General features: G+C 66.7%; 1 pseudogene. It reads right to left on the bottom strand.

What is annotated here, in order from left to right:
- A pseudogene (locus tag ACF8NF_RS08130) lies at positions 1-315 on the bottom strand (protocatechuate 3,4-dioxygenase); the annotation flags it as partial.

The raw sequence follows: 315 nt of genomic DNA, 5'->3' as shown, positions 1-315 counted from the left end.
CGCGCGATCAGCCACATCACCAGCTCGATGCCTTCGGAGCCGGCCTCGCGCACGTAGTCGATATGCGGCATCTTGGCCAGGCCGGCAGGGTTCTCGATCAGCAGGTCCAGGAAGCGGTTGTCCCACTCCTTGTTGATCAGGCCCGCACGCGCGCCCTGCAGCTGGTGGCTCATGCCGCCCGTGCCCCAGATCTGCACGTTCAGGTCTTCGTCGAAGCTTTCCACGGCGCGGCGGATGGCGCGGCCCAGGTTGAAGCAGCGCTGGCCCGACGGCACGGGGTACTGCACCACGTTGACGGCAAACGGAATCACCGGG

It is taken from the genome of Delftia sp. WSY_22 (assembly GCF_043104185.1).
GTDB classification, from domain to species: domain Bacteria; phylum Pseudomonadota; class Gammaproteobacteria; order Burkholderiales; family Burkholderiaceae_C; genus Comamonas; species Comamonas tsuruhatensis.
The sequence above is the reverse complement of the archived record's forward strand: the minus strand, read 5'-3'. Positions and strand labels throughout refer to the sequence as shown.